The organism is Deinococcus metalli (assembly GCF_014201805.1).
GTDB classification, from domain to species: domain Bacteria; phylum Deinococcota; class Deinococci; order Deinococcales; family Deinococcaceae; genus Deinococcus; species Deinococcus metalli.
The window spans coordinates 41,039-65,522 of sequence record NZ_JACHFK010000013.1; the positions used below are offsets into that span (position 1 = coordinate 41,039).

General features: G+C 68.2%; 19 protein-coding genes and 3 pseudogenes. 10 read left to right on the forward strand and 12 right to left on the reverse strand.

Going from position 1 to position 24,484, the window contains the following annotated elements; all coding sequences use genetic code 11:
• Positions 1-52: 52 nt before the first annotated feature.
• Positions 53-2,557, reverse strand: a complete 2,505-nt coding sequence (locus tag HNQ07_RS19740) for a heavy metal translocating P-type ATPase (RefSeq protein WP_184115022.1) — start codon at positions 2,555-2,557, stop codon at positions 53-55.
• A gap of 150 nt (positions 2,558-2,707) precedes the next feature.
• Between HNQ07_RS19740 and HNQ07_RS19745 the strand changes: the two genes are divergently transcribed.
• Positions 2,708-2,911 (forward strand): CopZ family metallochaperone, encoded by a 204-nt coding sequence (locus HNQ07_RS19745; RefSeq protein ID WP_184115024.1) that lies wholly within the window; start codon positions 2,708-2,710, stop codon positions 2,909-2,911.
• Between the two features lies 1 nt (position 2,912).
• Complete coding sequence (locus tag HNQ07_RS19750) at positions 2,913-3,221, forward strand: metal-sensitive transcriptional regulator (protein WP_184115026.1); 309 nt, start codon at positions 2,913-2,915, stop codon at positions 3,219-3,221.
• Between the two features lie 103 nt (positions 3,222-3,324).
• On the opposite strand, the gene HNQ07_RS19755 is transcribed toward HNQ07_RS19750, so the two are convergent.
• On the reverse strand, positions 3,325-3,918 hold the full coding sequence (locus HNQ07_RS19755; RefSeq protein WP_184115028.1) for a DUF305 domain-containing protein: 594 nt from the start codon (positions 3,916-3,918) through the stop codon (positions 3,325-3,327).
• Positions 3,915-4,337, reverse strand: a complete 423-nt coding sequence (locus tag HNQ07_RS19760; protein ID WP_184115030.1) for a four-helix bundle copper-binding protein — start codon at positions 4,335-4,337, stop codon at positions 3,915-3,917. The genes HNQ07_RS19755 and HNQ07_RS19760 overlap by 4 nt, the downstream gene beginning before the upstream one ends.
• A 239-nt stretch (positions 4,338-4,576) precedes the next feature.
• Here HNQ07_RS19760 and HNQ07_RS19765 point away from each other — a divergent pair, with 239 nt between their 5' ends.
• From HNQ07_RS19765 to HNQ07_RS19785, 5 genes are all read left to right on the forward strand, one after another.
• Positions 4,577-5,842 (forward strand): type II restriction enzyme NmeDI-related protein, encoded by a 1,266-nt coding sequence (locus tag HNQ07_RS19765; RefSeq protein WP_229832211.1) that lies wholly within the window; start codon positions 4,577-4,579, stop codon positions 5,840-5,842.
• Between the two features lie 233 nt (positions 5,843-6,075).
• Entirely contained in the window at positions 6,076-7,062 is a 987-nt protein-coding gene (locus tag HNQ07_RS19770; protein ID WP_184115034.1) for a 4-helix bundle domain-containing protein, read from the forward strand.
• Positions 7,059-8,276, forward strand: coding sequence for an FTR1 family iron permease (locus HNQ07_RS19775; protein WP_184115036.1), 1,218 nt, complete (start codon positions 7,059-7,061; stop codon positions 8,274-8,276). Before HNQ07_RS19770 ends, HNQ07_RS19775 begins: the two co-directional genes overlap by 4 nt.
• The gene (locus HNQ07_RS19780) at positions 8,263-10,338 is read left to right on the forward strand and encodes a hydantoinase/oxoprolinase family protein (protein ID WP_229832213.1); all 2,076 of its coding nucleotides are present in this window, start codon (positions 8,263-8,265) and stop codon (positions 10,336-10,338) included. Before HNQ07_RS19775 ends, HNQ07_RS19780 begins: the two co-directional genes overlap by 14 nt.
• A 2-nt stretch (positions 10,339-10,340) precedes the next feature.
• On the forward strand, positions 10,341-10,805 hold the full coding sequence (locus HNQ07_RS19785) for a hypothetical protein (RefSeq protein WP_184115039.1): 465 nt from the start codon (positions 10,341-10,343) through the stop codon (positions 10,803-10,805).
• Between the two features lie 20 nt (positions 10,806-10,825).
• Here HNQ07_RS19785 and HNQ07_RS19790 read toward each other — a convergent pair.
• The 3 genes and pseudogenes from HNQ07_RS19790 to HNQ07_RS19800 all read right to left on the reverse strand — a co-directional run bounded on the left by HNQ07_RS19790 (position 10,826) and on the right by HNQ07_RS19800 (position 14,622).
• Positions 10,826-11,523, reverse strand: a pseudogene (locus HNQ07_RS19790) (IS6 family transposase).
• Between the two features lie 101 nt (positions 11,524-11,624).
• Positions 11,625-13,067: a multicopper oxidase family protein gene (locus tag HNQ07_RS19795; RefSeq protein ID WP_184115041.1), complete on the reverse strand. Its 1,443-nt coding sequence runs from the start codon at positions 13,065-13,067 to the stop codon at positions 11,625-11,627.
• An 846-nt stretch (positions 13,068-13,913) separates the two neighbouring features.
• Positions 13,914-14,622 (reverse strand): annotated as a pseudogene (locus HNQ07_RS19800) (IS6 family transposase).
• On the opposite strand from HNQ07_RS19800, the pseudogene HNQ07_RS19805 reads away from it, so the two are divergent.
• A pseudogene (locus HNQ07_RS19805) lies at positions 14,592-15,245 on the forward strand (IS6 family transposase); the annotation flags it as partial. The pseudogenes HNQ07_RS19800 and HNQ07_RS19805 sit on opposite strands and share 31 nt — an antisense overlap.
• Positions 15,246-15,705: 460 nt before the next feature.
• Here HNQ07_RS19805 and HNQ07_RS19810 read toward each other — a convergent pair.
• Together HNQ07_RS19810 and HNQ07_RS19815 are read right to left on the reverse strand one after the other, a co-directional pair.
• Positions 15,706-16,536 carry a TlpA family protein disulfide reductase gene (locus HNQ07_RS19810; protein WP_184115043.1) on the reverse strand — a complete coding sequence of 277 codons (831 nt, stop codon included), beginning with the start codon at positions 16,534-16,536 and terminating at the stop codon, positions 15,706-15,708.
• 19 nt (positions 16,537-16,555) lie between these two features.
• Positions 16,556-17,335, reverse strand: coding sequence for an urease accessory protein UreH domain-containing protein (locus HNQ07_RS19815; RefSeq protein ID WP_184115045.1), 780 nt, complete (start codon positions 17,333-17,335; stop codon positions 16,556-16,558).
• A gap of 587 nt (positions 17,336-17,922) precedes the next feature.
• Between HNQ07_RS19815 and HNQ07_RS19820 the strand changes: the two genes are divergently transcribed.
• Complete coding sequence (locus HNQ07_RS19820) at positions 17,923-20,394, forward strand: heavy metal translocating P-type ATPase (RefSeq protein ID WP_184115047.1); 2,472 nt, start codon at positions 17,923-17,925, stop codon at positions 20,392-20,394.
• Between the two features lie 256 nt (positions 20,395-20,650).
• Positions 20,651-20,824, forward strand: coding sequence for a hypothetical protein (locus HNQ07_RS19825; protein WP_184115049.1), 174 nt, complete (start codon positions 20,651-20,653; stop codon positions 20,822-20,824).
• Positions 20,825-21,263: 439 nt separating this feature from the next.
• Here the strand turns inward: HNQ07_RS19825 and HNQ07_RS19830 are convergent, their stop codons facing one another.
• The 4 genes from HNQ07_RS19830 to HNQ07_RS19845 all read right to left on the reverse strand — a co-directional run bounded on the left by HNQ07_RS19830 (position 21,264) and on the right by HNQ07_RS19845 (position 24,430).
• Positions 21,264-22,382 carry an N-acetylmuramoyl-L-alanine amidase family protein gene (locus HNQ07_RS19830; RefSeq protein ID WP_229832214.1) on the reverse strand — a complete coding sequence of 373 codons (1,119 nt, stop codon included), beginning with the start codon at positions 22,380-22,382 and terminating at the stop codon, positions 21,264-21,266.
• 52 nt (positions 22,383-22,434) lie between these two features.
• Complete coding sequence (locus HNQ07_RS19835; RefSeq protein WP_308430885.1) at positions 22,435-22,710, reverse strand: GlsB/YeaQ/YmgE family stress response membrane protein; 276 nt, start codon at positions 22,708-22,710, stop codon at positions 22,435-22,437.
• Positions 22,711-22,796: 86 nt separating this feature from the next.
• Complete coding sequence (locus HNQ07_RS19840) at positions 22,797-23,045, reverse strand: hypothetical protein (protein WP_184115051.1); 249 nt, start codon at positions 23,043-23,045, stop codon at positions 22,797-22,799.
• A 23-nt stretch (positions 23,046-23,068) separates the two neighbouring features.
• Positions 23,069-24,430 carry a cation diffusion facilitator family transporter gene (locus HNQ07_RS19845; protein WP_184115053.1) on the reverse strand — a complete coding sequence of 454 codons (1,362 nt, stop codon included), beginning with the start codon at positions 24,428-24,430 and terminating at the stop codon, positions 23,069-23,071.
• Positions 24,431-24,484: the final 54 nt, after the last annotated feature.

Below are 24,484 nucleotides of genomic sequence, written 5' to 3' on the forward strand. Positions count from 1 at the left end.
CATCGGGAGCATGGGGCCGCGGAGCACCGGTGACCAATGCCGTAGCGTGCCGTTATGACGTCGCCAGGACTGAGCGCGGCGTATGTGGGGCGGGGATCACCCGGAGCGGCGCGCGGAATGAGCGCAGGCGCAGGGCGTTGGTGAGCACGAAGACGCTGGAAAAGCCCATGGCTGCGGCGGCTAAGACTGGGCTGAGCAGCCACCCGAAAGCCGGGTAGAGCGCGCCGGCCGCGACCGGAATCAGCACGATGTTGTACGCGAACGCCCAGAACAGGTTGAGTTTGACGTTGCGCAGCGTGGCGCGGCTGAGGGCGATCGCGTTCGGCACGCCACGTAGGTCGCCCGCCATCAGGATCACGTCGGCCGTCTCGACCGCCACGTCCGTGCCGGTACCAATGGCGAGCCCCACATCCGCCTGCGCGAGCGCCGGCGCGTCGTTGATGCCGTCCCCGACGAAGGCAACCGCGTGCCTCTGCGCCTGCAGCGTTTTCACGGCGTCACTCTTGCCGCTTGGCAGAACCTCGGCCAGAACTTCATCAATGCCGAGCTGCCGCGCGATGGCGTGGGCCGTGCGCGCGTTGTCCCCGGTGATCATGGCGACCGTGAGGCCCTGACGGTGCAGGGCCTGCACGGCCTCGCGGCTGCCGTCCTTGATGGGATCGGCCACCGCGATGATGGCAGCGAGCTGGCCGCCGATGGCCGCGTACAGGGGGCTCTTGCCTTCGTCACCGAGGCGGGCGGCGTGGGACGCCAGGTCAGACACGTCCACGCCCAGCCGCTGCATGTAGCGGTCGGCGCCGACCTGCACGCGCTGGCCCGCGATGACCGCGTCCAGTCCGTACCCGGGGACCGCTTCGAAGGTGTCGGCTGGTGCCGCGGTGACGCCCTCGGCCTGGGCAGTCGCCACGATGGCGCGAGCGATCGGATGCTCGCTCTGCGCCTCAGCGGCGGCCACCAGGGCCAGGACGTCCGCCCGGGTGAAGGAGCCGGCAGGGATCAGATCCGTCAGTTCAGGCCGGCCCCGGGTGAGGGTGCCGGTCTTGTCCAGCGCGATCACCTTCACGCCCTGCAGGCCTTCGAGCGCCACACCGGATCGGAACAGCACCCCCAGTTCCGCAGCCTTGCCGGTGCCCACCATGACGCTGGTCGGCGTGGCCAGCCCCATCGCACAGGGGCAGGCAATGATCAGCACGGCGACTGTGGTCACCAGAGCGAAGCTCAGGGCCTGCTGGCCGCCCAGCATGAGCCACAGCAGGAAGGTGAGCGCCGCCATGCCCAGCACCACCGGCACGAACACAGCCACGACCATGTCGGCCAGGCCCTGGATCGGCGGTTTGGAGCCCTGGGCGGTCTCGACGAGCCGGATAATCTGCGCCAGGGCGGTGTCGGCACCGATTTTGGTGGCCCGGAACTCGAACGCGCCGTTCTGGTTGATGGTACCGCCCACAACGGCCGCGCCGCTTTCCTTGCGAACCGGGACGGGCTCACCGGTGATCATCGACTCATCCACGTAAGACTGTCCCCCCGTGACCTCGCCGTCGACCGGCACCTTCTCGCCAGGACGCACCGAGATCACGTCGCCGATCAGCACGTCGTCCACGGGCAGTTCGAGTTCCTGGCCGCCGCGGACGATACGGGCCATTTTGGGCTGCAAATTCAGGAGCGTCTTCATGGCCTCGCTCGAGCGTCCCTTGGCGATGGCCTCGAAGTACTTGCCGAGCAGGATCAGGGTGATCACGACCGCTGAGGCCTCGTAGTACACGTGCGCGGTGCCCTCAGGGAAGATGCCGGGGGCCACCGTCACCAGCACGCTGTAGAAGAACGCCGCACTGGTGCCGATCATGACCAGCGAGTTCATGTCGGGACTGCGGTGCTTCAGGCTGGCCCAGCCGAGGCGGTAGAAGCGCCGGCCGGGTCCGAACTGCACGGGGGCCGCGAGGGCGAGGAGGATGACGTTCAGGGTGCGCTCGTTCACGACACTGGCGAGCCACATGTGGGCAGGCATCCACAGCATGGGCACCATCGCCAGGAGCAGCAGAGGCACGGCGAAGGCGGCGCTGAACGTGACGGCCTGGCGCAGGCGGCGCACCTCCCGCTCGCGGGCCTCGCGTTCCTGGTCGCTGCGGTCCTGGCCGGCCTGGGTGTCCAGCACCCCATAACCGGCGTTCACCACCGCCGCTTTGAGCTGCCCGGGGCCCACGCTGGTGGGCAGGTACCGCACGGTGGCCCGTTCGGTGGCGAGATTCACAGAGGCGTCGACGACGCCTCCGACTTTCTTCAGCGCCCGCTCGACCCGCCCCACGCAGTTGGCGCAGGTCATGCCCTGCACGCCGAGGTCGAGGTCGGCGACCACCGGCTCGTAGCCGACGTCCCGCACCTTGTCCAGCAGCGCGGCGGGGTTCGTCTGGGCTGGATCGTAGGTGACCGTGGCGCGCTCGGTGGCGAGGTTCACGGCCGCGTGCTCGACGCCCGGCACCTTGTTCAGGCCCCGCTCGACGCGTCCCACGCAACTGGCGCAGGTCATGCCCTGGACCCCCAGCTCGATAACTGTGCTCATTCTCCCTCCAATCCCCCCTGGGGGGATATAGGAAAAGCATACCTCCGCGGAACGGAATCGGCAAGCTCGCTCTGCCCTGCAACAGGACATAGGATCCGCCGCATGTGCGCGCACTCTTGACTCCTCCCTGGGAGGGTCTATACTACGGGCATGACGACTGAACTGACGGTTTCCGGCATGACGTGCGGCCACTGCGAGAAGGCGGTCACCGGTGCCCTGAAGAACGTGCCCGGCGTCCAGGACGTCCGGGTCGACCTCCCGGGCGGCCGGGCCACCGTGCAGGGGGATGCGGATCCCCAGGCGCTGATCCAGGCGGTGACCGAAGAAGGCTACGGCGCCCAGCTTCGCGGCTGAGATGACGGACACCACCGCGTCCACCCACCCGCACGGTCACCTGTGCATGCCCGAGGACGCGCGCAAGCGCGCCGCACGGCGGCTGAAGATCGCCCGCGGCCACCTCGACAGCATCGTGACCATGCTGGACAACCCGGACGCGTACTGCGTGGACGTCTTGCGGCAGATCAAGGCGGTCCAGGGCGCCCTCTCCGGCGCTGGGGAAGTGGTGCTGCGCGGGCACCTGGAAGCCCACGTCGCCACGGCGTCCACGCGGGGAGACAGCGTCGAGATCGTCGAGGAACTGATGGAAGCCCTCAAGTACACCTGAGAGAGCTCGAGGCACTCCGAAACCCCCACAACCACAGCAGGTCAGGGCCTAGCCCTGACCTGCACCTTGTGTTCAATGGGGAGTCATGTGCTGTGGCCAGATTTTACGGGTGGGTCCTGAGCCATGCCTGGAACTCCTGTATCTCCTTGGCCTGGGCCGTCACGATGCGCTGGGCCATATTCACGGTGCCTTCGCCGTGGCCACGCTGCAGGGCCAGGTTGCCCATGTCGATCGCCGAGCCGTGGTGCGGAATCATCATCTCCAGGAACGTCCGGTCAGACACCGGCATGGACATCATGCCCATCATCGCCTGCTTCATGCGGGTCTGCCGGGCCGTGTCCACCCCGCCCAGCGGCCGGAGCTTCGCCTGCATCTCGGCGATTTCTTTTTGCTGATCATTGATGATGGCCTGCGCCCACGCGCGCACCGTCGCGTCTTTCAGGGTGGGGAGGGCCGCGCGGCTCATGTCGATGGCGCTCTGGTGGTGCGGGATCATCATCGAATAGAACGCCCGGTCGAACGCCGCGCCGCTCAGGCGGCGTAGGTCATCCATGACCGGTTGCATGCTGGCGTGCATCTCCATGCTCATGCGCATCATCATCGCCGTGCCGGACATCGCGCTGGGGTCGGCGCCGCCCGCGTGCGCGGTCCCCAGGAGGGCTGTGCCGAGGGCCAGGGTCAGCAGGGCGCGCTTCATGCCTTCACGCTCCCCAGCAGCTGCTGGCACGCCTGTTCGCAGCGGCGGCAGCTCTCGGCGCACACGGCGCAGTGCTGCATGTTCATGTTGCGCGCGTGCATCTCGCACTCCGCCGCGCACGCTTGGCATGCGGCCAGGCAGGCCTGCAGTTGGGCGCGCGAGGCGGCCTCGTCGGGCTGGGTCACGCGGGTCAGCACGCGTCCGGTCGCGTCGCAGATGTCCGCGCAGCTGAGGTTGAGGGTGATGCAGTGCACGAGGTGCGGCAGGTGATCACCCTCACCCAGGCATGCGTCGGCGCAGGCCGTGCAGATCTGGGCGCACTCGAAACACGCGTCGATGCACTCGGCGAGCGCCCCCTGCTCGAACGGGGTGGTGGGACGAGGATGGGTGCGCAGCATGGTCACGGTGTTCTGAGGCATACGGTCTCCTGTACAGCGAAAGAGGGAGTCGGGCGAATGTGGTGGCTGGCGTCGGGCTCCGGTCGTCCGCACTGTAAGAACCCCTGTGTTCGATTCGTGTAAAGGTTTGGCGTCCCTCAATAACGGGTGAATGGTGGCCTTAGACCCCATGACGGGGGAATAAAGGCCCGGATGCCGGGGACGCCCCGCCAGATGCGTCCAGTGCCCCGCCCCCGCCACACGCGTGCTAGACCATGGCCATGCACACGCTCGATACCCTGATCCGGCATTGGCGGGATGATGCCGGGGGCACCTACCGCACGTGGTTTTTGTGGGACGAGCGTCTCAAGAACTTCCGGTCGATCCGCCGGGGCTTGCAGGTCGTCGTGCAGGACATCCAGGATGGAACGTTCGGGACGCAGTACCGCGGCTCCTCGCTGGAAACGGTGGTGCATTCCATCGCCGAGCAGCGTCAGATCTTCAAGGGCGCCGACCACGCCTTCTTGTGGAAGCCCAAGCTGCGCATCCCGGACATCTACGAGGATCCCGGGCACCAGCGGGCCTTCGGGCACTTCCTCGATACCTGCGCGTGCTGCTCGACGGAAGCCGATCTGGTACAGGCCATCCGGACCCTGGACGCTCGGGGCATCAAGGGCCTCGGTCCGGCCGCGGCCAACCTGATGTACTTCCTGCATCCCACCCTGATGCCGCCCTTCAACACCGCCATCGTGAACGGCTACAACGCCCTGACGGGCGCCCGTGTCAAGCTCGGGAAGTGGGAGGAGTACCTCGCGCTGCGCGCGGGCATGCTGCGGCTGACCGCCGAGCACCGCTCCCAGCTGTCCAACGACCTGGGCGCGGTGGCCGGGCTGCTCTTCGACGTGGGAAGCGGCCGCTACGCCCCGCCACCCCGCGGCGCGGACGCGGCGGACGCCGCGGCGTGGCGGGCCGACCTGGAGCGGGTGCGGGAAGAAGGTCAGGCAGCCCACAGGGCGAAGGACACTGCCCAGAGCCAGGACGCCACCCATACCCAGGTGCAGGGCTGGCTGCGCGATCTGGGCCGGGCACTGGGCTACGAGGTGTGGATGGCAGCCAACGATCGCTCCAGACCTTATGGGGATGGCCGCCTGGGGGACGGCTGCCTGGACACGCTGCCGCCCGGCATCGCCGGCACCCCTGGAGCGGACGCGGTGCGGCTGATCGACGTTGTGTGGTTCGAACGCGGCACGCTGGCCCCAGCCGCCGCCTTCGAGGTGGAGCACACCACGTCGATCTACTCGGGCATCGTGCGGATGCTCGACCTGGCCCTGGGCGCCCCCGAGCGGACCGTGCAGGGCCTGTACCTCGTCGCCCCGGACGCGCGGGAAGCCGACGTACGTGACCAGCTGCGCCGGCCGGCCTTTCGGGCCGTGTCGCACCTGAACATGCGCTACTTGCCCTACAGCGAGCTCGAGCGTCACCGTGAGGCCATGGCGCGTTTCGGTCAGGGCCTGCGCGCCGTGGAAGCGGTGGCCCGAGCACTCTGAATTCTCGACACTGTCCGGGCCGAGCACCCTGGTGCGACGCGTTCGTGCAAACCACGCTGGGCTCCATGGAACCCGCCATAGTTTGCAGCGGTCAGCCCTACTGAACCGATTGCTTCGCCGAAGACCATACATGCCATCTCGCAGATCCCCCTCCACTGAGACGGCGCTATGCACACCGTGTAATCCGTACTATCTTGATTGCCTTGGTCGGATTTATTCCGTATGCTCCAGGCATGACCGTCCGCTCCGCCCTTGTCCTGACCCTCGCCCTTGCCAGCACCGCGAGCGCCGCGCCCCGCGATCCGGTGCAGTTCGCCGGTGTCCTCGAGCAGATGCGCGGCCACTACGACGCCATGCTGCTAAACGTCAGGGCGGGCAACCAGCCCCTAGCCCTCAAGCATGCCGGTCACCCCGCCAACGAGCTGTATGCCGCCATGCAGGCCGATCTGAACGCCCCCCTGCGAGCCCGCTTCCTCGCGGACTACAAGGCGATCGACGCCGCCCTGAAGACCCGCGTGCCGGCGACCGTGCAGGCCGCTTTGAACACCTTTTCCAAGGATGTCGACGCCGCGCTGGCGACTGTGCCGGCGGCCACCCGACAGGATCCCAAATACATCGCTCGCGTGATCTCCACCATCCTCGGCAACACCAAGACCGAGTATGGCGAAGGCGTGCGCGCTGGCCAGATCATCAATCCCGCCGAGTATCAGGACGCCCAGTTCTACCTGGCGCGGGCCAGCGGCTGGCTGACCCGCGCCCAGCGCCTTTTCCCGGCCGACCAGGGCGGGCAGGCGGCGGCGGCCCTGGCCCAGGCGAAGACCTTGCATGCCGCGAAGGCTGATCCCACCGCGTTCAGTGCCCAGCTCGACCGGGCCCGCACGGAACTGGCCGAGATCAGCGGCGATCCCCTGACCCCCACCAGCGGACCCATGGCGGAGTTCGACGCGATCGACACGCTGCTCGCTCAGGCCAAGAGCCACTTCCAGGGCGGGATGACCGATGCCGCGAACGAGGCCGTCATCAGCGCCTACCTCGACCACTACGAGCAACTTGAGGCGCCGCTGGCCGTGAAAGACAAGCCGTTGGAACTGAAGCTCGAAGAAACCCTGAAAAACGGCCTACGGCAGCTGATCACCCGCAAGGTCACGCCGGCGCAGTTCACGGCGGCTGTGGACGCGGCGCTGGCCGACCTGCGCCGCGCGCGGGGCCTCCTCCAATGATCCTGCGTCTGCTGGCCCTGCTGCTGGTGCTGCTTACTGCCCCCGGCGCCCACGCTCAGGGGGCCGTGGACGTCCCCCAGCAGCTGCGAACGGCCCATGACCTCGTCGCGCAGTCGCTGCGTGAATACGCTCAGGGGCACACGGAGCAGGCCTTCCGGACGGCCCGCAGCGCCTACCTCGACCACTTCGAGTACGCCGAGCCGCCGCTGCGCGTGCTGAACCCAGACCTGATCCTCGAGATGGAGTACCGCTTCTCGGACCTGCGCAACGGGATGCGTGATGGGCAACCGGTCGCCGAGTTGCAGCGCGTCGCCGGCGATATCAATGACAGCCTGCGAAAGGCGGAAGGCATCGTGAGCGGCACTGGCGTCCTCGCGCCGACCCTGGCGGCCACCGGGGGCTTCACCATCCTCTTCCGTGAGGGCCTGGAAGCCGCACTCCTGCTGGCCGCGATCTTCTCGTACCTGGAGAGCAGCCGCAACGGCCGCCTGCGCCGCGCGGTGTGGTGGGGGGGCGCGGCCGCGCTCCTGGCCACGGTGGTGACATGGGCGCTGGCCACCTATGTGCTGTCGATCGCGCCGGTGTCGCGTGAACTGATCAGCGCCGTGACCAGCGTCATCGCGGTGGTGATCCTCTTCTCGCTGTCGTTCTTCCTGCTCCAGCAGACGGATCGCCGCCGCAGCGCGGAGTTCATGCGGGCGCGCCTGGGTCAGGCCGTGCAGAGCGGGAGTCTGCTGGCGCTGGGTCTGGTGACCTTCACGACCATCTACCGCGAGGGTTTCGAGACGGTGCTGTTCTATCAGGCGCTGGCCGTTGCGAGCGGCCCGGTGCTGAACTCCATGTACCTCGGCATCGGTCTGGCCGCCCTGGCCCTCGCGGTGACCTTCATGCTGCTGTTCCGCTTCGGTCGGCGCCTGCCAACGGCGAGGCTCTTCCCGGCGCTCGTGGGCGTGACCGCCCTGTTCGCGGTGGCCTTCGTCGGCAACGGCGTGCGTGCCTTCCAGGAAGCCGGCTGGATCGGCGTGACCAACCTCTATGGGCGCCTGCCCACGCTGGATCCCAACGTCTCGGCCCTGACGGGCCTGCACCCGACGGTGGAGACGCTCGCCGCACAGGCCCTGATGGTGCTGGTCTACGCCGCCGGGTACGGCTATGTCCGCTGGTCGAGCCAGCGCCACAGCCCACACGTGGCGGGTCGCCTTGAGCGGCACTGAGTCTCCCCCGGCCGTCCGGATCGGCATCGACGTCGGCGGCACCTTCACCAAGGGGGTCGCCCTGGGCATGACGGGGGAGATTCTGGCCGTCTCGCACGTGCCGACCACCCACGATCACGACCACGGCGTGTCGGCCGGCGTGCTGGACGCCCTGAACCGGCTGCTCGACGCCCTGCCCGAGGCCACGCCGGTCATCCTGGTCGCCCACTCCACGACGCAGGCGACCAACGCCCTGCTCGAGGGCGACACCGCCCGGATCGGCGTCCTGGCTCTGGGCGAACGGCGCGACGAGGGCCGCATCCGGAAAGTGACCCAGGCGCCCACGGCCCTGAAGGCGCAGTGGGCCTTCGTGGCATCCGACCAGGAGGATCTCCAGGCGCGCGTCGACGCCGTGCTGCGCGGCTGGCAGGCGGCCGGCATCGAGGCCGTGGCGGTCAGCGAGGCCTTCGGTGTGGACGACCCGGCCGGGGAACGCCTGGCCGGTGGCCAGGCCCGGAGTCTCGGACTTCCTGTCACGCTGGGGAGTGAGCTGAGCGGCAGCTACGGCCTGGAGATGCGCACGCTCAGCGCCGCCATCAACGCCAGCATCCTGCCTACCATGCTGCGCACGGCCCGGCACGTCCGCGCGGCGGTCGAGCAGCGCCTGCCCGGCGTGCCGCTGCTGATCGTGCGTGGCGACGGCGGCGCCGCGAGCCTGGACGCCTTCGAGGAGACCCCGCTGCACACGGTCGTGAGCGGCCCGGCCGCGTCGCTCGCGGGCGGCATCCTGCGCGAGGGCCTGATGGACGGGGTGTTCTTCGAGGTGGGCGGCACAAGCACCAACATCGGCGCCATCAAGGACGGTCAGCCGGTTCTGAAGTACATGACGGTCCTCGGCGTCCCGACCGGCCTGCGGGCTGTCGACATCCGAATTGCCGGCGTGGCCGGTGGCAGCCTGGTTCGCCTGGGAAAGCGCCGCATCGAGGACGTCGGCCCGCGCAGCGCGCACATCGCCGGGCTGCCGTATGCCAGTTTCACGCCGCCGGCCCAGCTCGCCGGCGCGCAGCTGGTCGAGCTTCCCCTGGAGCCAGACGACGGCCGCCGCTATGCCCTGCTGAGCACCCCCACAGGCGAGCGCTTCGCCATCACCCCCACCTGCGCTGCCAACGCGCTGGGGGCCATCGGTGAGGACGGCCGGGCCTTCGGGGAACCCGAGAGTGCCCGGCTGGCGCTGGGCCTGCTCGGGAAGCGGCTGGGCGCCAGCATGGAGGACGCGGCCAGCGCCGTGCTCGAGGCCAGCGCCGAGAAACTCGTCACGCTGGTGCGTGACCTCGCGCGGGAACACGGCCTGCAGGGCCTGCCGCTGTATGGCGGCGGCGGCGCGGCCAGCGTGCTCGGCCCCGTCATGGCCCGGCGGCTGGGCGTCCTCTTCCAGGCGGTGCCGCAGGCAGACGTGATCTCCTCGATCGGTGCCGCGCTGGCGGTGATCCGGGTGGAGCGCGAGCGCACGGTCACCCGCCAGGATCCGACCGTGCTCGACCTGCTCGAACGGGAGGTCGGCGACGAGGCGGTGCGGCTGGGCGCCGATCCGGCCAGCCTGCGCGTGGAGACGGCGTACCTGCCGCAGGAGGGGCGGCTGCGGGCTGTGGCGGTGGGCGCACACGCGCTCAGCGCGCAGACCCGCGTGCTCGACCACGACCAGCTCAACGCCCAGGCCCGTCTGGTGCTGGGCGACACCGCCCGGCTGGTCTTCGGGGGGCAGTACCACAGCCTGTTCACGGCCGCGCGGGAGACCCGCATCCTGTGGCGCCGGAAGGCACAGCACCCGGCGCTGGTGCTCGACCAGTACGGTGGGCGTCTGCTGCGCTTCGACGATGCGGAGGTGCTGGTCGGTTCGCCGGCGGACGTCCTGGCCCGCTTCGGCGCGGGCGTGGCCGGCACCACCGCGCCCCAGGTGGCCGTTCTGACGCCCACGCGACTGCGCGACTATGCTCACCTGCATGACCGCGCCGCGCTCACACGACAACTGCACGACAACCTGCGCCTGGAACCCCAGGTGGCCCTGATCGTGCGCCAGGAGTAACCGTGCTCTACCGCAAGCAGCGCACGTCCCTTCCTGTGTGGCTCTCCGGCCTGCTCGTCGTGGTGGCTGTGGTGCTCGGCTTCCTGGCCGGGCGGAGCAGCGCCCCACCCGCCACCCTGGCGACCCTGCTGGCCCCGGACGAGCGGCACCTGCGGCAGGCCAGCGGGGCGCTGGACATCGTGGAACTGGAGTATGCCCGGGGACTGGCAGGAAGTGCACAGAGCGTGGCGGCCAGCCGGCGGGCCGCGCAGCAGGCGCACAGCGAACTCGGACAGGTGAAGGTGCTGCCGCAGGTCAGACCCGCCGAGGTGCGCGCCGCCCAGGATGCCCTGACCACCGTGAGCCGCGCCGTACAGAGCTCACAGCCCCTGGGCACGCTCGCTTCCCTGATCCGGCAGGCACGCGACCGGCTCGCAGCGCTGGCGATCACCGGTTCCGGCAACTTAACCTCGGCGAGGCCGGAGTAGCGCAGCAGGCAGAGTAAGAATCAAACTGCCTGCTGCATTGTCTCTCGCCACAGACGCAGGGGTGCGGATTGGCGGTGTCGTCTGAGGGCGGCGGGAACCGTGGTTCGGGTGTAGCGGTAATGATTCAAACGCGGGCGTGCAGATCGAGGAATTCCTATGTACGCCATCGTCGTATGAAGCCAAGCTGAGCTCGTTCCTGCTGCTGGGTCGGACGGTGCGAGTGCTCAACCCGGTGGTTGCAGCGGGTTGTGGACACGACCTGGACGTGCTCCACGGCTTGGAGTACAGAAGGTGTCCAATGGCCGCCCCAGAACTCTACAGCTTGTCGGTGTGGATAATCTCCGGCACGGTGTATGCCCCCAACAGGCGGACGAAAAAGGTCTTGGCCGCCCTGGTATCCCGGTGCTCTGGAAAGAATATGTCGAGCACGCCCCATATTCGTCAACTGCCCGGCACAATCAGTGCCTCACCCCACCAACCGTGACGCACACCTCGTCCAGATGTCACCGAGAACCCTGGCGGGGTTCTCAGTGGCGCAATTCCTCATTGAGGAGCGGCGCGAACGTGATGTTCCACTACCGCAGCGTCTCGTGGATACCGCGCTCGTAGAGCAGCTCCTGAACGTCACGCTGACTAGGGTGACGTGGTGATAGGGCCGCAGGGCGTAGCCGATGACGCAACGGGGAAAACGGTGGCGGTAGGGCTTGCGGTCACTCACGGCTCGCCACTCTACCGGCGTTCAGTCGCCAGAACCGACTCCTGCTGTGGCGGCGTGCCGAAGGCCAGCGGTTCGGGGCTCTATCGGCGGTCTCCGGGTGGCTACTCCACGATGATCTTCATCATCAGGCCCCCTCCGCCCTGCTCCTCAACGTTGTCGTTCACGGTGTGGTGCGGAATATGGCAGTGGAGCAGCCACGTCCCGGGTGTTCTGGCCGTCCAGATGACGTCGTACCGCTGCCCCGGGCCCACGTTCACGGTGTCGGCGAGAAAGCGGGCACTGGCCTTCAGGGTCTCGCCATCGCGCGCCACCACCTCGAAGGGCCCCCCGTGGACGTGCATGGGATGCACGAAGTTGTTGTTCGACCCGATGAATCGCAACTTCACCGTCTGCCCGACCTTCAACCGGATGACGTCCGTGGAGGGGTACGCCTTGCCGTTGATGGTGAAGTAGTTGGGCAGCGCGCCCTCCATCATCATTGCCGGGAAGGTGTAGCCGTCCCGCCACAGCCATTCCTGAAGCTGCAGGACGTACTCCTTGTCCGTTCTGGGCTGGTCGCTGACCCTGGCGAGCGCTGTTGCCGCGTCACCCGGCCGAGTCAGCGCCTTGAGCCGCCTGATGTTGGCGGGGTTGGTGGTCGGATCGATGATCAGCGCGCCGTACAGCCCCAGGCCCTGCTGACGGTCCGATTGGGTGTGCGAGTGGTAGTAGAACGTCCCGGCCTGCACCGCTGTGAAGTCATAGGTCAAGCTTGCGCCTGGCGCGATGGGCTTTTGCGTGACGTCGCCGACACCATCCATTCGGTTACCGAGAATCAGGCCATGCCAGTGGATGGAGGTGCCTTCAGGCAGCGTGTTCTTGACGATCACCCGAATGCGGTCACCCTGTTCAAAGCGCAGCCGGGGGCCGGGCACCTGGCCGTTGACCGCGTAGGCGTCCACCTGACGGGTCGGGAGGATATTCCAGGTCGTCAGGCCGATGGTCAGGCGGAACTCCTTGACGCCCTTCACGGTCGTGGGGGCCAGGGGGCGGTCACCGCGGGCGCCCGGGCTCGCGGTGGCCTTCACGTTGGCAGGATCCACGGCGGCCATATCTTTCATGGCGTCCATGCTGGTGCTGGCGGTCATGATCATGCCGGGGGGCATCACCAGCGAGCCCATGCGGGTCGGCCCGGAGAGGGTGGCTTCCGGCAGTTGATCCAGCGGAACACGTTTGACTGGAGTTCCTGGTGCAGACATGGACGGCAGCGTCCTCCCACCTCCGGCCGGGGGCATGGTCATGCCGGGCATGGAGGCATTCGGCGCCGCTGGTGCGGGCGTGGCCGCCGACATGCTCCCGGCCAGGCCGAGGAACGTGATCAGGAACAGGCGAACGTGCTGTACGGGTGCATGTCGAGATGAACTGGTCACAGGGACCTCCTTGCCGTGGCTGTCATGACGCGCCAGTGACGTCCTGTCGGACGATGGAGACGCGGCGCAGGCCACCACACCAGAGGCTAGGAACGGCGCGTAAACTTCGTGTAAACCGGTGGTCAGGGCGACCATCCGCACCAGCCGGACTGGCGCCCAGTGTGGTGGGGCACGGCATACGCCCGCAGGCGGGGGCGAAGTTTCGTCTGAACCCTGGGCCCGGGAGGGCTTTACACGACCTGAACAGTCCAGGGCTACGGTCAGACCATGCCCGAATTGCCACACGATGTCCGCCCAGCTCCAGCGTCCCGACCGCGCCGGACGCTCCGGGGGTGGGTGGTGGCCCTGCTGGTCCTGGCCGTGGCCGTCTGGGGTGGATGGGCCCTCAAGTCCACGGTGAAGTGGGACACCATGCCGGGCATGGACATGTCAGGCGGCGCCGCCATGCCTGGGATGGCGCCGGCGCCCAGCGGCCCGCGCCGCTGACAATCGGTTCTGACGCTGTGCTCCCTGCAGAGGGCCGCGGCTCACGTCAACTCCCGAAGGTGTGCTCTGGTTTCCGGGCGGCCGCGCTACAGTGCCGGACGTCAGGTGAGGGGATTGGCCGGGTGAAGACCACGCACATTGACATCGACGAATCGGAGATCGGCGGTCACATTCTGCCGGGGGCTGTGGTGGTGCCGGAGAGACACCGGTATGCAGCGCAGCGGCGGCTCATGGACCTGCGTCAGCGGATGCTGCGGGAGACGCGGATGCACGGGTAGCCGATCCTCGATCCGGCGCGCTCCGACGCTGACCGCACGTCCAGGCAGCGCACCGAGCGGCTGGCCCTGGGCGGGCTTCCAGAAGTGCACGCGGCGGAACTGTGGACGGGCGACGAGGTCTTCTGGCAGGCGCGGGACGGCACGCCCCGGCTGGGTTGTGGCAAGTTGTTGACGTCAGGGCAATGAAAGAGCCTCAGTAACACAGGTGGCCTGAACTTCAGGCCACCTGTGTTACAACGTCGCGCCAGAGCACGAATGCCCGTTTTTGGTGGTGACGACGATGATGAGCGGGAAGGGTGCAACGGGCTGGATGGTGCAGATTCGTGATGCGGGCGTGCAGGTCAAGAAATCCTTGTGCTCGTCGCCGTGATCTAAATCCGCGTTGCTGGCGCTCTTGTCGTGTGGAACGATGGGACTGCTCAACCAGATTGTTGCAGCGAGCCGTGGAGACCACCTGGACGTGCTCCACAGCGTGGAGCACCGGAAGTTCGCGAAGGGCTGCACCGTAACTCCAGAGCTTGTCCGTGTGGATGGTGACCGGGACGCCATGCTCGCCCAGGAGCCGGATGAAGAAGGACGTGGCAGCTTTGGTATCCCTGTGACGCTGAAGGAACACGTCCAAGACAACACCGTGTTCGTCGACTGCCCGCCATAACCAGTGGGTGACGCCGCCCACGTCCACGTGCCGTGACGTCGAGGTGCCACCGGGAACCCCGTCGGGGTTCCCGGCGGCGCAGGCCCTGGGCGAACAGGTCGCTGAACTTGATACACCACGTGCGGATGGATTCGCGGGTGACGGCAATTCCCCGCTCCAGCAAGAGTTCCTCGACGTCCCGATAACTCACCGTGAACCGGTAGTACAGCCAAACGGCGTACCCAATGACCTCAAGAGGGAATCGGTAGCCGACAAGCCTCTGCCCGTTCAGCACTGCGTCACCCTACTCCAATAACTTGCCATAACCGCGACCGGGACAGTGAAGAACGGCTCTTCGAACGGGGGATCGCTGTCGCCCACGAGTCCGTCCATACGTGGTGTATCAAGTTCAGTGACCTGTTCGACCAAGGTTGACGCCACCGCGAACCCTGACGGGGTTTGCAGCGGCACCGTGACGAGACGCACATGGATGTCGGTGGGGTACGGCTCTGGTTGTGGCGGGCCGTGGATGAGCGCGGCGCCGTGTTGGACGTCTTCTTGCAGGCACACCGGGATACCGAGGCCGCCAGCTCGTTCTTCCAGCGACTGTTGGGTGAATACGACGTGCCAGAGGTCATTCACACGGAGAAGCTCAGGAGGCACGGCGCCGCCCTACGGGAACGTCCCGTGCTCCACAGCGTGGAGCACGTCCAAGTGGTCTCCACGGCGCGTTGCAACACCCTCATTGAACAGTCTCATCGGCCGGCCCGGCAGCAGGAACGTCAGCAGCGAGGCTTCCGTTCACGAAAACGCGCTCACGGCGTCCTCGACCTGCACGCCCGGATCACGAACCTCCACAACCCCGCTCGCTCCACTGTCTCCGCTCGTCATCGCCGTCGCCAGCAACACACTGCGTTCGAGTCGTGGCGAGGCGTGGTACAGCAGGTGGCCTGCATCTCAGGCCACCTGCTGTACCGAGGCCACTCGCTCCCTGCAGGCCACAACCATTCCGCTGAGACTTTGTGTCCGCCCCCGGATGCTGACCCATCCCAGGTGCTGCGCCTCTTGAGCCCGTCCCTGCAGAAGACTGTTCTGCTGAAGCTGCCAGAGGATGTGGACGCCCTGACCCGCGCGGCGCGCTCGTTTCAAGCGGAGGTCACCCGTTGCGCCTTGAACGATCTCTCTGTGCGTTCCTGTCCAACGCCCTGGCCGTGAGCGGCCGCCCATGGAGGGGAGGTGCCGTCGTGCGCGACCAGCGGTTCGGAGAGGAGCAGCGGCTGCTGGCCCTCAGCATCTGAGCCGCCCGTATTCCAGCCGCACACTCGGCACGGGCGGCCCTGGGAGCTGGGTGTGGCGGCCAGGGCCGCCGTGACCCTCAGCTTCCCCCGGCGACCGGCGTGATGCCGTTGCGGTCGAAGATCGACTGGAGCTGGGCGGCGCTCAGCGGGCCGAAGTGACGCTCCAGGATCCGGCCATCTGGAGCGACCAGGAGCGTGGTGGGCAGGCCGCTGATCTGCAGGGCCGACGACGCCGGCCCGCTGTCGCGGAAGTAGGGACCGGGGAATCCAACGCTCTGCAAGTAGGCTGACACGGCGGCCGGCGGCTCGGCCGAATCGACCAGCGTCACGGGATAGCCGCGCCGCGCGGCATCCACCAGCAGGGGCATCTCCAGGCGGCACGGTGGGCACCAGGAGGCCCAGACATTGACCAGGGTGGGGCCTGGCAGGGTCGCGAACGTGATGGGCGTGCCGCGCGCGCCCGGCGCGGCGTAGCGTTCCAGGGGCAGGGTGCCCGGCACCGTACGCAGCGTGGGAGCCGGCTTGAGCAGCAGCGGAGCCACACCGATCAGGGCCGCCCCCAGCAGTGCTGGCAGCAGAGTGGGCCCGCGGCGCCGGGCGATCAGCAGCATCGTCAGCACCCCGAAGCCCAGCGCCCATCCCAGGCTCAGGGTGCCGGTGCGCAGATCGATCACCGAGCGCACCCGTTCCCAACCTGAAGCCTGGAGCGCCCCCCACGACGGCAGCGTCGAGGCCAGACGACCACCCAGCAGTCCGGCAACCAGGCCCCACAGCGCGGCCCGGTCCAGCACGGCGTCGCGCCGACGACCCACCAGCGTCAGCAGCGCAACGGCCCCCAGCAACAAGGCCAGTCGGTTCCAGTCGAGCGTGAAGCCCAGCAGGTTCAGGGCGTCAGGGGTCACTTGCATGAAAACATCACGTCAGGCCTCACATCAACCAGTACACGAAGGTGTCAAAGAGGCCGGTGAGCACGAACACCGCGCCGGCCAGTGGCGTGACCAGGCGGCCCAGGTGGCGGGCCTGCACAGCCGGATTCGCGGCGCCCTGGGCGGGCAGCAGTCCAACCACGATCAGCAGCGGCACACTCATGCCCAGAGCGAAGAGGGCCGGGTAAAACGCACCGGCGGGCGCCGTCAAGGCCTGGGGCAGGGTCAGGCCGAAGAACAGCAAAAAGAGCGTGGGACAGAAACTGAAGCTGAAGGCCAGGCCCAGCGTGAACGCGCCCCAGACCCCGCCGCGCCGTCCCCAGACGGCCCGCAGCCGCACCGCCAGACGCGCGCCAAGCAGCCAGTGCCAGCGCACCACCCCAAGCATCACTAGGCCCGAAAGCAGCGTCAGCGGGCCGAGCACCCGCCGCACGCCGGCAAAGAACTCCGCCGGGGCCGGCACCGCCCGACCGACGAGGGCCAGAATGATCGCGCCACCCAAGACGTAGACCAGGACGCGCGCCAGCAGGTACGCAGCGGCCCGCCGGTGCGGCTGCCCGCTTCGACCATCCTTGACCACGTAGGCCAGGGCAGCCGCGCCACTCGACAACTGGCACGGGGCCACCGCGCCCATCAAACCCAGCAGGACGGGTGTCAGCGGTGAGGAGCCCCTCTGCAGCCGCAGGGCATTGATCGGTTCGCTCAGTCGCCCACCCAACTCGGACGCGCCCCGGTACAGCCAGCCGGCGAGCGTCCTGAGCTCCTCTACGCCCAGCACCATCACTGACGCTCCGGCCAGGCCCACAATGGCGAGCAGCGGCCATGGACGCCAATGCGCCTCACGCGGGGCAGCATGAACCTCCTGCATGCCAGCGCTTCCCAGGTTGCCGGGTGGAACCTGGCCCACGGCATCCGCACCAGGACGCGTCCACCCTGTCCCTCCGTCGGCTTCAGCTGGAGTCACGTCCTTCACCGTACTGGGGCTGTGTTTCATTCGTGTAAAGGCCGCGCGAGGACGACCCCTTCAGTGCTGCTGAGCGCGGATTCGGCGGGCGCAGGCTTGAGGACGAAGCCCCCGTCCAGGCCCCACACTTGGCCACGCGCCGTCCTCCCACCACTTTGAACCTCCCCAGGGGGGTGGAACGAGAAGATTGAAGTGTAGCGGCAAGATGTTGAGAATTATGGACTCCCACACACCGTCATCGAGACAATCCATGACGCGGGAGTTGACTCCCCCCCGGGGGGGGTATAGGGTGCGGGCGTGGGTGGGCCCGCCATCCCAACGCCGCTCCGTTTCATACCATCCAACCGCCCGCAGATCCCACCGGTCATCACCGCCCCACATCGGCACCGGAAAGCAGGGAGACCATGACACGATCCCACGAAGGCCATCATCCCGTCGTCCTTGAAGCGGCGGTGAGCGTCCTAGAAGTGAGCTTCCGCAACTGCCACGACAGTTCGGAGCTGGCCGACCTCGAACAGCGTCTCGCGCGCGTGGATGGGGTGCAGAGCGTCCATATCGACCGCACACGCGCAGTCGCCCACCTCACCTACTATCCGGCGACGGTAACCGGAGACGACGTGCGCCGGCGCCTCCACGACGCTGGGTACGACTGCGCCTGTGAGGACTGCGCGCCGTCGTCCGTGCAGCCAGGACATCCGAGCCTGGGCCATGAGCACGGTGTCGTCCCTGCGGCGCACAGCACCCACGGCCACGCTTCCACCGCAGCATCTGCCCACGACCACGCCGCGATGACGGGCGATCACGCGGCCATGGACCACAGCGCCCACGCAGACATGGGGCACGGCGAACACGCCGGCCACGGCGCGCACATGGTGAACGACATGCTGCGGCGCTTCGTGATCAGCGCCGCCCTCACCGTGCCGCTGGTGCTGTACTCCCCGATCGGAGCAAGCCTTGGCTTCACGGCCATGCCGCCGTTCGGCCTGTCCATGGCGTGGTTCGGGCTGCTGCTCGCCACCCCCGTGGTGTGGTGGGGCGGGTGGCCGTTCATCTCGGCCGCGTGGCGTGCCCTGCGTCAGCGCGAGGCGAACATGATGACCCTGATCGCCACCGGCATCCTGGTGTCGTGGTTGTTCTCGGTGTACTCCACCCTCGCGCTGGGCGGCACCGAAGTCTTCTTCGAGGCCGCGGCCATGCTGACGACCCTGAGTCTGCTGGGCCACTGGCTGGAGATGCGCTCGCGCTTCGCGACCGGGCGCGCGGTTGAGGCGCTGCTCAAGCTCGCTCCCGCCACCGCGAGGGTGGTGCGCGGCGGCCAGGAGACCGAAGTTCCGCTAGATCAGGTCGTAGTGGGGGACGAGCTCGCCGTGCGGCCCGGCGACCGCGTCCCCGTGGACGGCGAGGTGCTCACCGGCAGTTCTTACGTCGACGAGAGCATGATCACGGGCGAGCCCGTGCCCGTCGCCAAGACGGCCGGTGTCCACGTCACAGGCGGGACCGTCAACCAGACGGGGGCCTTCACCTTCCGGGCCACGGCGGTCGGCAGCGACACCGCGCTCTCCCGCATCGTCCAGCTCGTCCAGAATGCTCAGGCCAGCAAGGCGCCCGCCCAGCAGCTGGCCGACACCGCCGGGAAGTACCTCGTGTTCGTGGCGCTGGGCTCAGGGCTGATCGCGTTCCTGGTGTGGATGCTGCTCGGGCAGGACGTGGTCTTCGCGCTGACCGCCGCTGTGTCCGCCATCGTGATCGCGTGCCCGGACGCGATGGCGCTCGCCACGCCGACCGCGATCACGGTGGGCGTCGGGAAGGCGGCGCGGGAGGGCGTGCTCTTCAAGAACGCAGGTGCCCTGGAAGCGACCGCCGCTGTGGACACGGTCGTGTTCGACAAGACCGGTACCTTGACGGAGGGCAAGCCGGCCGTGACCGACGTGGTGCTTGCTCCTGGGACGGATGAAGCAGACCTTCTGCGGCTGGCCGCCAGCGCGGACTCACCCTCACAGCATCCCCTGGCCGAGGCGATCGTGGCGGGAGCCCGAGCACGGGGCCTGGTTTTCCCGAAGCCTGACGCCTTCGACTCCGTTCCCGGCCACGGCGTGGTGGCGACGGTCACGGGGCGGCGCGTGCTGCTGGGTAACGTCAAACTCATGTCGCGGGAAGGAGTGGACGTCGCGGCCCTGATCGGCCAGGCCCAGCGGCTGGCCGGTGACGGCAAGACGGCCATGTACGTGGCGGGGGGTGGCCGCGCCCTGGGCGTGATCGCCGTCGCGGATACCGTGCGGGAGACGGCCCGTCAGGCAGTTCGTGCCCTGCACGACGCCGGCGTGCGCACGGTGATGCTCACCGGTGACAACCAGCGTACTGCGGGGGCGGTGGCCCGTGACCTGGGCATCGACACCGTGGTCGCGGATGTTCTCCCGGAGGACAAGGCCCGGCAGGTGCAGGCGTTGCAGGCCCAGGGGCGAAAGGTCGCCATGGTGGGTGACGGCGTGAACGACGCGCCTGCACTCGCCCAGGCCGAGGTGGGCATCGCCATCGGCGCCGGCACGGACGTGGCGGTGGAGACGGCGGACGTGATTTTGGTGCGCAATGATCCAGCCGCGGTCGCGGGTGCCATCGTCCTCGCCCGGCGTGTGGAGACGAAGATCCGGCAGAACCTCTTCTGGGCGGCCGCCTACAACGTGCTGGCGATCCCCCTCGCGGCGGGCGTGCTGTTCCCCGGCTATGGCCTGCTGCTCAGGCCCGAGTGGGCGGCGCTGCTGATGAGCGCCAGCACGGTGATCGTGTCGGTCAACGCCCTGCTGCTGAACCGGTCGGCGACCAACCGCGTTCCGCGCCCTCGCCATGCGCCTCACGCTCCACCTGATGTTCACGCATAGGGCGCTTGACGGGAATTGAATACGGCCTGCGGCACCATGGGGGTTCTGAATTCTCCGGCTGCCGCGCCGTGATGGCACCTTCCCCTGGAGATCTTCCCATGACCCCGGCCAGCACCCGTCCATCCGCACCATGCTGCCGTCCCATCCCCTCGCGGCGCAGGCGGGCCTGCGCACCACATCCTTTTCCGATGCCTGGACGCATGTCTCGACTGTGGGGCGATCTGCCGCTCGTGTGCCGACGTCTGTCTGTTCAGAGATGAACCTGCCGACCTGGCAGAGCTACGTGATGGCTGTCGTCAACGCCGTCGAGCGCTCTGCCGCCGGCTTCACGAACACGACGCGCACTTTCGGAAGTCTCCTGTCTCCGGTACTGGCAGGGCCGCTGTATGCCGGCGTGTCGGTGTGGCCTGTGTGGTGGCCGGCGGCCTGAAACTCGCCTACGACGTGGCCCAGATTCAGAGCGCTCACCCCGCCGGAGGACACAGGCGACGGCGCGGCGCGACCACAGGACGGTGGAGCCGCGACACAGAACGCCATCTCAGAACATGGCCCCGTCAGGGGGAGGCGCGCCGGAGGATCGCGCGCGGCGGGGTCTGGTCACATGCGGGTGGGCACGATTGGTCTTCAGACGGGGCAGAACGACACCACGACCAAGCAGTGGGTCGTGTGTACCGCGCTTCCCGGCCGGATTCCGGACGCAGACGCCAGGTTCCATCCCGACGGAAACAAGGGCTCACAACGCACTCGCGAATCCGGCGTGCCCTGTACTGCCACCCAACGGTCGCCCCAAGCGGTGACGGCGCCCGCGGGGTACTGGAGTGAACTCGGCACCGCTCAGATCGGCGGCGGCCTTCTCCCAGGTGCCACTCTCACGGACGGCGATGCAGAAAGCCGAGCACCGCCTGCGCCAGAGCGTGCGCCAGCGTTCGCTGATACGACGCCTGTGCGAGCTTCGGGCCCTCCACCGGATGCGACCCGAAGCCGAGTTCCACCAGGATGGCCGGCGTCGTCGGGTTGCGGATGACATAGAACGCGTCCGTCTTTACCCCCCGGCTCTGCGCCCCCGTCGCCCGCACCAGGCTGGCGTGCACCGCCTGGGCCAGCTGCCGGGAGAACGACCGTTTGGCCTGCGCGAGGAGGTCTCCCAGCATGGACTGCGCGCCAGTCGACAGCGCCCGGGTGAGCGCTTCCCCGGCGGCGCCGCCCCCGTTCTCGAAGACCGCGGTACTGCGGCCCTGCCCCTCCAGTGGCGCCCCGAAGTAGAAGGCCTCGATGCCCTGCGCGGAAGACCCGGCTGCATTGGTGTGGATGCTCACGAAGGCGCTGACCGTCCCACTGCTGGCCAGCCTGGCGCGTTTGTCCAAATCCGTGCGCTTGTTCGGGTCCAGGTGCCGGTCGGTCGTGCGGGTCATGACCACGTCCACGCCGTTGCGGACCAGCTCCTCCCGGACAAGGAGGGCCACCGCGAGGTTGACGTCTGCCTCGCGCACCCAGGGGCTCGCCATACCCGGGTCGTTCCCCCCATGTCCGGGGTCGAGCACGACGCGCGGGCGGGGGGCGGTGCCTGATGTCGTGCTGGCAGGACGCACTGTGGCCGCCGGAACCGAGGCCGGAGTCCGGGCGCAGGGGATGGGTACGTCGACCACCAGGCGGCGCGGCTGGCCACCCGACGCTTCCAACATCCGGGACGTCGCCCGGGTGCAGCCCGGAGCCAGCTGCACCGTCAGCACCCGGCCCGCCACGGCATACCGGGTGACACCCGGGGCGTCTGGGTTACCCTGCTCAGACGGCACGGCCCGTCCCAGGGTGACCGTGAGGGTCTGCCCGCGGAGGACACTGCGCTGTGTCGTGGTGCTGGGCAGGGGGAACACCAGACGGGTGTAGCCGTCATGCGTGCCCACGCGCGGCGCGGCCAAGGCGGAGGTGCACAGGAGCAGCGCGGCGACACTCCACCCCCACAAGCCGGACGAGAAACTGGGGGTGACCACAGCGCGCAGTGTACGGGAGTCGCCCGGGCCAGCCGATGCACGGCGCGCCGCTTCACCCGTCAGGCGAAGTGGCGCGGTGACTGGACGTCAGCGCAGACCGCGCAGGGACTTGAGGATGGCGATCTGGATGACGGCGCCGACCATACCCCGAGAACCTGTGTGTGGCGCTGGTGCCAACGGCAGTGCCGATGTGGAGCAGGTCACCGAGGATCCAGCGGCCCAGCATGGCGCCGACGATCCCGATCAGGATGTTGAGCAGCGCACCCTGCTGCGGATGGGTGTTCATCAGGATGCTGGCGAGCCAGCCTGCCAGGGCGCCGACCAGCATGGCAATGATTCAGGACATAGGCCGCCTCGCGCCGCTGCGCGGTTCACCAGTCGGGTCGGCCGCCGCGCGCTGGTTCATGCCTTGCTTCAAGACGGGGCCACGTGCGTCTCAGGCAGCACCTCGAAAGTCACGTCACTGCTGGTGTCGCCATACAGGACGCGGTCCGTCACCAGAATCGGGTAGATGACGCCCTGAACGGACGCGCTCGGCTCGGAGATGCCCTCGCGGTCGGCGAGCCGCAGTCCCACCTGGGTGCCGGGCGGAAACCGTGGATCGTCGCTGGAGGTGACGGGGCCCAGGATCTGCCCAGGGTCGACGTGGACGGTGATGGGCATGGCGGCTCCTTGAGTGGGACTGCTCACGCGGGCCGGGCGCGCACGACGGCGTTCTCGAGCAGCCGGACATGGTCATGCAGGGACGCGGTGACCGCCTGGGCCACGCGCTCGGCCTGCTGCACACTCAGCTCCGGTGACACGTCCACATCGAGCTCCGTGTGCACGCGGTGCCCCACCCACCGGGCGCGCACGTTGCGCACGCGCCGCACCCCGGCGACGTGCAGGGGCGCGTGTTCAATGCTCTCCAGGATGTCGGGTTCGATGCCGTCGATCAAGCGCAGCCACACGGAGCGCGCTGCGTCGCGAACGATGAACAGGATCGCGAGCGTGATCCCGATGCCGACCAGTGGGTCGAGCGTCGGGACGCCGATCCACACCCCGAGCACCCCGATGAGCACCGCGAGGCTGGTGAAGCCGTCGACACGGGCATGGTAGCCGTCCGCGACCAGGGCGGTCGACCCGATGGCCTTGCCCTCCCGGATGCGGTAGAGGGCCACCCATTCGTTGCCGAGGAATCCAATCACGGCCGCCAGCGCTACCCACCCGACGTTGGTGATCGGCATGGGGTGCAGGAGCTTCACGACCGACTCGTACGCGGCGACGCAGGCCGACAGGAAGATGATCAGCACGATCATGACGCCGGCCACGTCCTCGACCTTGCCGTAGCCGTACGTAAAGCGCCGGTTGACACCGCGGCGCGCGAGCGCGAACGCAAGCCACAGGGGCAGACTGGTGGTCGCGTCGGCAAAGTTGTGGATGGTGTCCGCCAGCAGCGCCACCGAGCCAGAGATCCACACGATGACGATCTGGAAGGCCGCAGTCAACGCGAGGATCACCAGCGAGCGTTTCAGGGCGCGAATGCCGCGCTCGTTGGATTCGAGGGCCGTGTCGGTCTTCTCCACGATGGAGTGGGAGTGACCGAAGGTGTTCTTCAACCAGCCGAGTGGTCCGGTGGCGTGCGCGTGATCCCTGTGGTCGTGTGCGTGATCATGACCACCGTGGGCATGGCCGCCGGCGCCGTGATCGTGCCCGTCTTCCGTGAAGCGCGCCGCGTACAGGGTGGGCACCACACCCGCCGCAGACGTCATCACTTCCACCTCGAATTCGTGGGGCTCGGGAAGCAACTCGGTGGCCTCGAGGTAGACACCATGATCCTCAAACACAAAGCGGTGACGCGTGCCGTCCGGACGCACAGTGTCCAGGGTGACGTCACGTGCTGAAGGTGGAGGCAGGAGCTTGCCGCCGTGGTCGTAGACGTACAGCCGGAAGCGCGGCGGCACCCCTGTTTCAAACACGCTCACTTCGATTGATCCGAGCGGCGTCTGCACGAAGGGGCCGCCATGCGGGCCGGCCGCGCCCAGGGCTGGAAGAACCAGGTCACTCATCTCGTCTCCTCGAAACCGCGCGGCGCATCGCTCGCCGCCCGAGGTTAAATCTAT

Bases quoted from the DNA above. Each gene is read 5' to 3' on its own strand.
- HNQ07_RS19745 (WP_184115024.1), top strand. From the start codon at position 2,708: ATGACGACTGAACTGACGGTTTCCGGCATGACGTGCGGCCACTGCGAG.
- HNQ07_RS19755 (WP_184115028.1), bottom strand. From the start codon at position 3,918: ATGAAGCGCGCCCTGCTGACCCTGGCCCTCGGCACAGCCCTCCTGGGG.
- HNQ07_RS19825 (WP_184115049.1), top strand. From the start codon at position 20,651: ATGAACCTGCCGACCTGGCAGAGCTACGTGATGGCTGTCGTCAACGCC.
- HNQ07_RS19765 (WP_229832211.1), top strand. From the start codon at position 4,577: ATGCACACGCTCGATACCCTGATCCGGCATTGGCGGGATGATGCCGGG.
- HNQ07_RS19740 (WP_184115022.1), bottom strand. From the start codon at position 2,557: ATGAGCACAGTTATCGAGCTGGGGGTCCAGGGCATGACCTGCGCCAGT.
- HNQ07_RS19815 (WP_184115045.1), bottom strand. From the start codon at position 17,335: ATGGTGCTGGGCGTAGAGGAGCTCAGGACGCTCGCCGGCTGGCTGTAC.
- HNQ07_RS19775 (WP_184115036.1), top strand. From the start codon at position 7,059: ATGATCCTGCGTCTGCTGGCCCTGCTGCTGGTGCTGCTTACTGCCCCC.
- HNQ07_RS19835 (WP_308430885.1), bottom strand. From the start codon at position 22,710: ATGCTGGTCGGCGCCCTGGCAGGCTGGCTCGCCAGCATCCTGATGAAC.
- HNQ07_RS19820 (WP_184115047.1), top strand. From the start codon at position 17,923: ATGACACGATCCCACGAAGGCCATCATCCCGTCGTCCTTGAAGCGGCG.
- HNQ07_RS19770 (WP_184115034.1), top strand. From the start codon at position 6,076: ATGACCGTCCGCTCCGCCCTTGTCCTGACCCTCGCCCTTGCCAGCACC.
- HNQ07_RS19840 (WP_184115051.1), bottom strand. From the start codon at position 23,045: ATGCCCATCACCGTCCACGTCGACCCTGGGCAGATCCTGGGCCCCGTC.
- HNQ07_RS19845 (WP_184115053.1), bottom strand. From the start codon at position 24,430: ATGAGTGACCTGGTTCTTCCAGCCCTGGGCGCGGCCGGCCCGCATGGC.
- HNQ07_RS19810 (WP_184115043.1), bottom strand. From the start codon at position 16,536: ATGCAAGTGACCCCTGACGCCCTGAACCTGCTGGGCTTCACGCTCGAC.
- HNQ07_RS19795 (WP_184115041.1), bottom strand. From the start codon at position 13,067: ATGGTCGCCCTGACCACCGGTTTACACGAAGTTTACGCGCCGTTCCTA.
- HNQ07_RS19750 (WP_184115026.1), top strand. From the start codon at position 2,913: ATGACGGACACCACCGCGTCCACCCACCCGCACGGTCACCTGTGCATG.
- HNQ07_RS19760 (WP_184115030.1), bottom strand. From the start codon at position 4,337: ATGCCTCAGAACACCGTGACCATGCTGCGCACCCATCCTCGTCCCACC.